9 protein-coding genes are annotated in these 8,384 nt (G+C 70.9%); 7 read left to right on the plus strand and 2 right to left on the minus strand.

Annotation, left to right across the window (positions count from 1 at the left end; all coding sequences use genetic code 11):
- Window positions 1-147: 147 nt before the first annotated feature.
- Window positions 148-1,059, minus strand: a complete 912-nt coding sequence (locus ACFU7D_RS27005; protein ID WP_378729643.1) for a LysR family transcriptional regulator — start codon at window positions 1,057-1,059, stop codon at window positions 148-150.
- A gap of 152 nt (window positions 1,060-1,211) precedes the next feature.
- On the opposite strand from ACFU7D_RS27005, the gene ACFU7D_RS27010 reads away from it, so the two are divergent.
- The 7 genes from ACFU7D_RS27010 to ACFU7D_RS27040 are packed head-to-tail and all read left to right on the plus strand — an operon-like array spanning window position 1,212 to window position 8,012.
- The gene (locus ACFU7D_RS27010) at window positions 1,212-2,207 is read left to right on the plus strand and encodes a tripartite tricarboxylate transporter substrate binding protein (protein ID WP_378873180.1); all 996 of its coding nucleotides are present in this window, start codon (window positions 1,212-1,214) and stop codon (window positions 2,205-2,207) included.
- A 27-nt stretch (window positions 2,208-2,234) separates the two neighbouring features.
- Window positions 2,235-2,765 carry a tripartite tricarboxylate transporter TctB family protein gene (locus ACFU7D_RS27015; protein WP_378873182.1) on the plus strand — a complete coding sequence of 177 codons (531 nt, stop codon included), beginning with the start codon at window positions 2,235-2,237 and terminating at the stop codon, window positions 2,763-2,765.
- Window positions 2,766-2,778: 13 nt separating this feature from the next.
- On the plus strand, window positions 2,779-4,317 hold the full coding sequence (locus ACFU7D_RS27020; protein WP_378873184.1) for a tripartite tricarboxylate transporter permease: 1,539 nt from the start codon (window positions 2,779-2,781) through the stop codon (window positions 4,315-4,317).
- A 29-nt stretch (window positions 4,318-4,346) separates the two neighbouring features.
- Window positions 4,347-4,742 carry a universal stress protein gene (locus tag ACFU7D_RS27025; protein WP_378873186.1) on the plus strand — a complete coding sequence of 132 codons (396 nt, stop codon included), beginning with the start codon at window positions 4,347-4,349 and terminating at the stop codon, window positions 4,740-4,742.
- The gene (locus tag ACFU7D_RS27030) at window positions 4,739-6,007 is read left to right on the plus strand and encodes a glucarate dehydratase family protein (protein WP_378873188.1); all 1,269 of its coding nucleotides are present in this window, start codon (window positions 4,739-4,741) and stop codon (window positions 6,005-6,007) included. The genes ACFU7D_RS27025 and ACFU7D_RS27030 overlap by 4 nt, the downstream gene beginning before the upstream one ends.
- Window positions 6,004-7,173, plus strand: a complete 1,170-nt coding sequence (locus ACFU7D_RS27035; RefSeq protein WP_378873190.1) for a hypothetical protein — start codon at window positions 6,004-6,006, stop codon at window positions 7,171-7,173. Before ACFU7D_RS27030 ends, ACFU7D_RS27035 begins: the two co-directional genes overlap by 4 nt.
- The gene (locus ACFU7D_RS27040) at window positions 7,170-8,012 is read left to right on the plus strand and encodes an NAD-dependent epimerase/dehydratase family protein (protein ID WP_378873192.1); all 843 of its coding nucleotides are present in this window, start codon (window positions 7,170-7,172) and stop codon (window positions 8,010-8,012) included. Before ACFU7D_RS27035 ends, ACFU7D_RS27040 begins: the two co-directional genes overlap by 4 nt.
- A gap of 1 nt (window position 8,013) precedes the next feature.
- On the opposite strand, the gene ACFU7D_RS27045 is transcribed toward ACFU7D_RS27040, so the two are convergent.
- The coding region (locus tag ACFU7D_RS27045) for a FadR/GntR family transcriptional regulator (RefSeq protein ID WP_378873194.1) at window positions 8,014-8,384 on the minus strand (371 nt) is incomplete at its 5' end.

Here is an 8,384-nt window from a genome sequence, read left to right on the forward strand (position 1 = left end):
GTCAAGGACCGCGAAGCGGCCGGCGAAGCCGGCGGCCGCAGGCCGTCCTTTACTCCGGGGTCCGGCGAGAACACCCTCCGTAACGGGTCGGCGGCCACCAGCCCATGCGAAACCGCACCCCGCGAAAGCCGCCCCTCACCAACCCACCTACCGATTCATCTCCACGATCGCATCCAGCACCCGCCGTACGACCGGACTGACAGACCCCCGAGCCCAGATCGCATGGAGCTCGACCGGCCGCTCGGGGTCCTTGTCGAGACGGGTGTCGCCGCCGCCGTGCTCGATGGGGCGGAAGACGACACCTTCGACGTGCAGCGAGCTGGCCGAGACCGGGACGAAGCCGACGCCACGCTCGGCGGAGACCAGGAGCATGGCGGTGAGGACCTGGTGCACGCGCTGCTCGATGCGGGGGTGGGCGTTGGCCAGGAAGCGTACGGAGAGCTCGTGGAAGTAGCGGGACTGCTGGGGGTGGTAGCCGATGACGGGCTGGCCCTCGAAGTCCTCCGGCGTCAGCGGTCGGTCGATCTCGGCCAGGGGGTGGCCCTGCGGGAGCACGGCCATCAGCGGCTCCCGGGAGATGACCCTCGAGGAGAGCAGCTCGGTGTCGAAGGGCGGGCGGGCCAGGCCGATGTCGATCTCGCCGTGGCGGATGCCGTCGACCTGCGCCAGGGTGACCCGCTCGGAGAGCCGCACCTCGACATCCGGGAGCTCGACGGTGAGGCGGCGCAGCAGGGGCCCCAGGATCGAGATCGCCGAGACCGCGGTGAAGCCGAGCCGGACCATGCCGGCCGCACCCGCATCCACCCGACGGGCCAGGTCGCCGGCGCTCTCGACCAGGTTGAGCATCCGGTACGCCTCGTCGAGGAAAGCCGCTCCCGCACCCGTCAGAGCGACCCGGCGATTGTCCCGCTCGAGCAGCTGCGCGCCGACGGCTTTCTCCAGCTTCTGGATCTGTCGTGACAGCGGCGGCTGCGTCATCCGCAGCCGCTCGGCGGCCCTGCCGAAGTGAAGCTCCTCGGCGACCGCTACGAAAGAGCGCACCTGGTCGAGCGTGATCATCGGGCCAGAGTAGACCACGATGCACCAGGTGGAACACTCTATGCCGAAACGGGCTTGGACCGGTATCGCTAAGACTCTTAGTGTCGGTGGTCACACGACGTCGGGCCATCCCCTGCCACCACCAGCCCGGCCACCAGGACCTAGGAGCAACGATGCGTACGACCACCCACCTTCTCGCCGCGACGGCCGGCGTCGCGGCCCTGGCCCTCTCCGCCTGCGGAGTCTCCAACACCACCGGAGGCAGCGGGGACGGCGAGGAGTATCCCGCGGGCAACGTCGAGATGTACGTCGGTGCCTCGGCGGGCGGCTCCAGCGACCTGATCAGCCGCGCGGTCTCCAAGGGCCTCTCCGACGAGCTCGGCGCCTCGTTCCCGGTGATCAACCTGGAGGGCGCCAACGGTGCGCTCGCCGCCAACAAGGTCGCCAAGGCCAAGGCCGACGGTCAGACCATCGCCATCCAGAACGCCTCCCTGTTCGCGATCACGCCGCTGGCGGTCAGCGCGGACGAGGCCACCGACCTCGGCGACTTCGACGTCGTCCAGGGTGTCTCCCGTGACGACTACGTCATGGTCACCGGCCCGAAGAGCGGCTTCAAGACGCTCGACGACATCAAGGCCGCGAAGAAGAAGGTCACCTACGGCACCACCGGCGTCGGCACCGGTGCCCAGCTCTCCTGCGGCCTGACGTACGGCTCGGCCGGCGTCGAGGCCGAGGCCGTTCCGTTCGACGGCGGCGCCCCGGCACTGACCGCGGTGCTCGGCAACCAGGTCGACACCGCCTGCATCCAGGTCGGCGAGGCGATCGAGAACATCGAGTCCGGCAAGCTGACCCCGCTGAGCGTCTTCGGTCCCGAGCGGGTCGACTTCCTGCCGGACGTCCCGACCGCCAAGGAGCAGGGCCTCGACGTCGAGGTCGCGCAGTACCGCTTCATGACCGTCCCGAAGGGCACCCCGGACAACGTCAAGGACGCCATCGCCGACGCGATGCAGGCGACGTTCAAGACCGAGGAGTACCAGGCCTTCAACAAGCAGAACAGCCTCACCCCGATGGAGATCTCGGGCGACGAGGTGGTGACCCAGCTCGAGGAGGACAAGAAGCGGTTCGCCGACCTGGTCGAGCAGTACGGTCTCAACCTCGGCGCGAGCTGACCCTCCCCACACGACGAAAGCAAGACGATGAGCGACGAACGCACCCCAACTCCTGACCAGGACATCCTGGCCGAGATCCAGGCCGAGGTGGCCCATGAGCTGGAGGAGGAACGACCTCCTTCGGGCGGACCGGTCTACCAGTTGGTGGGTGCGCTCGTCGTTCTCGTCGTCGGCATCGGCGGCGCGGTGCTCTCCTACGGCTACGGCCTGGGTACGCTGCGCCAGCCCGGTGCCGGGATGTGGCCGTTCATCGTCAGCATCGCCATCACCGCGATGGCCGCAGCGCTGCTCGTCGTCGGCCGCGGGCTGACCGACAGCGAGAAGTTCACCCGCTCCAGCGTGCTTCCCGCCGTCGGCCTGGTCACCTTCATCGGGCTGGCCCTGATGATGCCGGTGATCGGCTTCGAGATCCCGTCGCTGCTGCTGTGCGTCGTCTGGCTGAGGTTCCTCGGCGGCGAGTCGTGGCGCAGCACGATCATCACGTCGGTCCTCACGGTCGCCGCCTTCTACTTCCTGTTCCTCTACGGGCTGCGCATCCCGCTGCCCCACCTGTTCTGAGCGGAGCCCCCCAGTGGACGTCAACGCATTCCTCGACGGCTTCGGGCTCGTCACCGAACCGCAGAACCTGCTCTACTGCCTGATCGGCGTGCTGATCGGCATGCTGATCGGCGTACTCCCCGGCCTCGGGCCGGCGGCCACGATCGCCATCCTGCTGCCGATCACCTACAGCATCGATCCGGTCTCCGCGATCATCATGCTGGCCGGCATCTACTACGGCGCCCAGTACGGCGGCACGATCACCTCGGTGCTGCTCCGGCTGCCGGGTGAGGCCTCATCGGTCGTCACCGTCTTCGACGGCTTCGCCCTCGCCAAGCAGGGCAAGGCCGGCACCGCCCTCGGCATCGCCGCGATCGGCTCCTTCGTCGGAGCGACCGTCTCCATCCTCGGCCTGACCCTGGTGGCCCCGGTGATCGCCGGGTGGGCGCTCAACTTCGGTGACCCGGAGTACGCAGCCCTGGCCCTGCTGGGCGTCCTGCTGGTCGCCACGATCGGCAACGGCAACAAGCTCAAGGCGATGATCGCCGCCGCGCTCGGCCTCCTGCTGGCCACCGTGGGCCGCGACAGCTTCACCGGCGCCGAGCGGTTCACCTTCGGCAGCCTGCAGCTGACCGAGGGTATCGACTTCGTGGTCGTCGCGATGGGTCTCTTCGGCGTCGGCGAGATCCTCTACAACCTCGAGGAGCGCCACGGGAAGCCGCACGTACCCGCCGCCGTGGCCAACATCTGGCCCTCCCGCAAGGACCTCAAGCAGTCCTCCGGCGCGATCGGCCGCGGCTCGGTGATCGGCTTCGTCCTCGGCGTGCTGCCCGGCGGTGGCGCGGTGATGTCCTCCCTGGCCGCGTACGCCACGGAGAAGCGCATCGCTAAGAACCCCGAGCGCTTCGGACGCGGTGCCATCGAGGGCGTCGCGGCTCCCGAGACCGCCAACAACGCCGCCGCGACCTCCTCGTTCATCCCGCTGCTGACCCTCGGCATCCCGGCCAACGCGTCGATGGCGATGCTCTTCGGCGCCCTGCTCATCCTCGGCATCTCGCCCGGTCCGCAGCTCGTCGAGGAGCGCCCCGACCTGTTCTGGGGCGTCATCAACTCGATGTACATCGGCAACCTGATCCTGCTGGTCCTGAGCATCCCGCTGGTCGGCATCTTCGTACGCATCCTGCGGGTGCGCCCGGCGATCCTGGCCCCGATCACCGCGCTGATCACGATCCTGGGCGTCTACACGATCAACAACTCCACCTTCGACATCTTCGTGATGATCGTCTTCGGCCTGATCGGCTACCTGATGAAGAAGGTGGGCTTCGAGCCCGGCCCGATGGTGCTCGCCTTCGTCCTGGGCTCGATCGTGGAGGACGGGGTACGCCGCTCGATGCTGATCTTCGACGGGGACCCGACCGGGTTCTTCACCCGCCCGATCTCGGGCACCATCCTGGCTGCCTTCGTCCTGGTCGCCCTCTGGCCCGCCGCCAAGGCGCTCCTGGGCCGGCGCAAGACCGCCACCGTCGCCGCGGCCCCGGCCGAGCGCGACGACGTCGACACCCCGACCCGCTGAGCCCGACCCGCTGAGAGAGGCACACACCAATGACCATCCTGATCGGCTACGTACCCACACCGGTAGGTGAGGCGGCCCTCGAGGCCGGCCTGGCCGAGGCGGCGGCCCGCGGCGACGACGTCGTCGTCGTCAACAGCCCGCGCCGCGGCGCCACCGTGGACACCGACCTCGTCGACGAGGCCGCGGCCGCGAAGCTCGTCGCCCGCGCCGCCGAGGCCGGGGTGAGCGCTCGCGTCGACCACACCACGCACGGCGCCGACGTCGTGGAGACGTTCGACGGTCTGGTCGCCTCGACCGGCGCCCGGCTGATCGTGATCGGGCTGCGCCGCCGCTCGCCGGTCGGCAAGGCGCTGCTGGGCAGCGACGCCCAGCGCATCCTGCTCGACGCCGGTGTGCCCGTCCTCGCCGTGAAGCCGACCGCATGAGCGAGCGCAGCCGGATCTCGAAGGTCGTCGTCACCCCGGTCGCGTTCGCCGACCCGCCGCTGCTCAACGTGGTCGGCGTCCATCAGCCGTGGGCGCTGCGCGCGATCGTCGAGCTGCACACCGACACCGGCCTGGTCGGTCTCGGGGAGACGTACGCGGACGAGACCCACCTCGCCCGCCTCGACGCCGTCGCCGCCGCCCTGCCCGGACGGGACCCCTACGACACCCACGGCCTGCGCCGGCTCGTCGTCGACGTGCTCGGCAAGGAGACCGGCGGGGCGGGTGCCTCCTTCGGCGGCATGCTCGACGTCTCCTCCGCGGTCGACACGGTCTACTCCCCCTTCGAGGTCGCCTGCCTCGACCTGGTCGCCCGCGAGGCGGGCCGACCGGTGAGCGACCTGCTCGGCGGCGCGGTGCGCGACCGGGTGCCGTTCAGCGGCTACATGTTCTACAAATGGGCCGGCCACCCCGGTCAGCCGGACGACGAGTGGGGCGAGGCGCTGAACCCCGAGCAGATCGTCGCGCAGGCGAAGCGCCTGGTCGACGGCTGGGGCTTCGGCTCGCTCAAGCTGAAGGGCGGGGTGTTCCACCCCGACGAGGAGTGCGCCGCGATCGAGGCGCTCCGCGAGGCCTTCCCCGAGCTGCCGTTGCGGCTCGACCCCAACGGCGCCTGGACGCCGGAGACCTCGGTCAAGGTCGCCGAGCGGCTGGCCGGCGTCGTGGAGTATCTCGAGGACCCCACCCCCGGGATCGAGGGGATGGCGCAGGTCTCGGCCCGCACCGACGTACCTCTGGCCACCAACATGTGCGTGATCGCCTTCGAGCACCTCAAGCCGGCGATCGCGGCGGACGCGGTCCAGATCGTGCTCTCCGACCACCACCTGTGGGGTGGACTGCGCCAATCGGCGCTCTTGGGCGGCATCACCGACACCTTCGGGCTGGGCCTGTCGATGCACAGCAACTCCCACCTCGGCGTCTCCCTGGCCGCGATGGTCCACCTGGCCGCCGCGACCCCCAACCTGACCTACGCCTGCGACACCCACTACCCGTGGAAGACCCAGGAAGTCGTACGCTCCGGGGTGCTCGACTTCGAGGACGGTGCGGTCGCGGTGCCGACCGGCCCCGGCCTCGGTGTGGAGCTCGATCGTGACCTGCTCGGCGAGCTCCACGAGCAGTACCTGAGGTGCGGCGTTCGCCGCAGGGAGGACACTGTCTACATGCGCTCGATCGACCCGGACTTCACGCCCAACACGTCACGCTGGTGACCGACTCGGGAAGGACCGGCACCGTCCCGGTCGTCGGATACGCCTACCCCTGGGACGTGATCGGCGATCCCGCCTTCGTCGATCGCGCCCAGGGTCTCGGCGTCTCGAAGGTCGCGCTCGCCGCGGCGTACCACACCGCTCGCGCCGCGACCCCGCTCCATCCCCGCCACCGGATCGTCGAGGCCCGCAGCGCGGCGCTCTACCGTCCGGTGCGCCCCGAGGCCTGGGACGGCGCTCGGCTGGTGCCGCCGGCGGCGACGTGGGTCGCCGCGGACGACCCCTACGGAGAGGCCGCCGCGACGCTGACCGAGGCGGGGATCGAGGTCGCCGCCTGGATCGTGCTGACCCACTCCACGCTCCTCGGCGAGGCCGACCCCGACCTCGCGGTGGTCAACTGCTGGGACGAGCCCTACCCCTATGCCCTGTGCACCCGCCACGAGGACGTCCGCCGCTACGCGGAGACCCTGGCCGCCGAGGCCGTGCGCGAGACGGCCACCTCGAGCGTCATCCTGGAGGCGTGCGGCCACCTCGGGTTCGGCCACGGCGGGCACCACGACAAGACCGACGGGGCCTACGACGACACCACCGAGCAGCTCCTCTCGATCTGCTGCTGCACCGCCTGCCGCGAGGACTGGACCGCTCGCGGGCTCGACGCCGCGGCCACCGTGGCGACTCTGCGGGCCGCGACCGGGGCGGACTCCGCCGGCGCGAGCGTCGACGCGACGACGCTGGACACGATCCTCGCCTCCCGCCATGCCGCGGCCGACGAGCTCCGCCACCGGGTGATCGCGGCCGTCCGCGAGGCCGCTCCCGACGTCGTCGAGATCGCCCTGCACGCCCAGCCCGACCCCTGGGCCACCGGCGCCAGCCCGGGCCTGACCCCGACCACGGCCGACGACGTCGACGTGGTCGTCTCCTTCTGCTGGCCGACCACCGAGGCGTCGGTGGAGACCGGGCGCGGGCTCGTCGAGGCGGTCTCCGGCAAGGCCGCGACCGCCGCGTACGTCACCGTTCTTCCGCCCACCACCGAGGACGACTTCGGTGGTCATCTCCGAGCCCTGCTCGACGCCGGGGTCGACCAGATCCACCTCTACCACCTCGGTCTGGCGGGCGCGGACAGGCAGCACCTGCTCGCCGAGGCCACCGGGTTCCTGAAGGACGCATGACCCAGCCGAGCCAGACCGTCCTCGTCACCGGCGCCAACGGCGGCATCGGGCGGATGATGCGCAGCCGCCTCGCCCGCGAGGGCCGGCTGCTTCGCCTTCTCGACGTCGTACGTCCCGAGGACCCCGCCGAGGGCGAGGCCGTCGAGGTCATCGAGGCGTCGGTGACCGACGAGGCGGCGATGCGCGCCGCCTGCGAGGGCGTCGAGGCGATCATCCATCTGGGCGGCATCAGCGTCGAGGCCCCGTGGGACGGCATCCTCTCGGCCAACATCGACGGCACCCGGGTGGTCCTGGAGGCCGCCCGGGACGCCGGGGTGGCGCGCGTGGTGCTCGCCTCGAGCAACCACGCCGCCGGCTTCTACGACCTCGACACGGTGCGCTCCGAGGGACCCGCCGAGGGGCTGACCGCCGACGCCTTCCCGCGACCGGACACCTACTACGGGGTCAGCAAGGTCGCGATGGAGGCGCTCGGCAGCCTCTTCCACGACCGCTACGGCATCGATGTGACCGCGCTGCGGATCGGCTCGTGCTTCGAGAGGCCCTGGGACCGCCGCTCGCTGTGGACGTGGATGTCACCCGACGACGGCGCGCGGCTCCTCGAGGCGTGCCTGGCCACTCCCGAGCCCGGCTTCCGGGTGGTGTGGGGCATCTCTCGCAACACCCGTCGCTGGTGGTCGCTGGAGGCCGGTGAGGCGATCGGCTACCACCCGCAGGACGACTCCGAGATCTTCGCCGCGGAGGTGCTCGGCGACGCGATCCACGACGGCCCGCAGGGACCCGAGGAGCGGCTCGCGGGCGGGAAGTTCTGCTTCACCCCGCTCGGGGAGCACCCGCGGTAGCTCAGCTGCTCCGCAGACGCCGGCGGGTGCTGCCCAGATGCACCCGCATCGCCGCCCGGGCAGTGTCGGCGTCACCGGCGAGGATCGCGGCCGCGACGTTGTCGTGCTCGCGCTGCACCCGCTCGACGTGGAGCGCGTCGCTGGGCGAGTAGGCGTCGCCGAGCCGGGTGCGGGGCAGCATGATCATCATCGGGCCCAGCGAGTCCATCAGGTCGAGGTAGAAGCGGTTGCCGGTCGCGGCCGCGACGGCACGGTGGAAGGCGAAGTCGGCCTCCACTGCGCCGTCGGGATCCGCGGCGGCCAGCGCCGCGAGCGCCTCCTCGATGGCGCGCGAGCCCTGCTCGTCGAGGTGGGCGGCGGCCCCGGCCCCCC

It is taken from the genome of Nocardioides sp. NPDC057577 (assembly GCF_042801335.1).
Lineage (GTDB): Bacteria > Actinomycetota > Actinomycetes > Propionibacteriales > Nocardioidaceae > Nocardioides.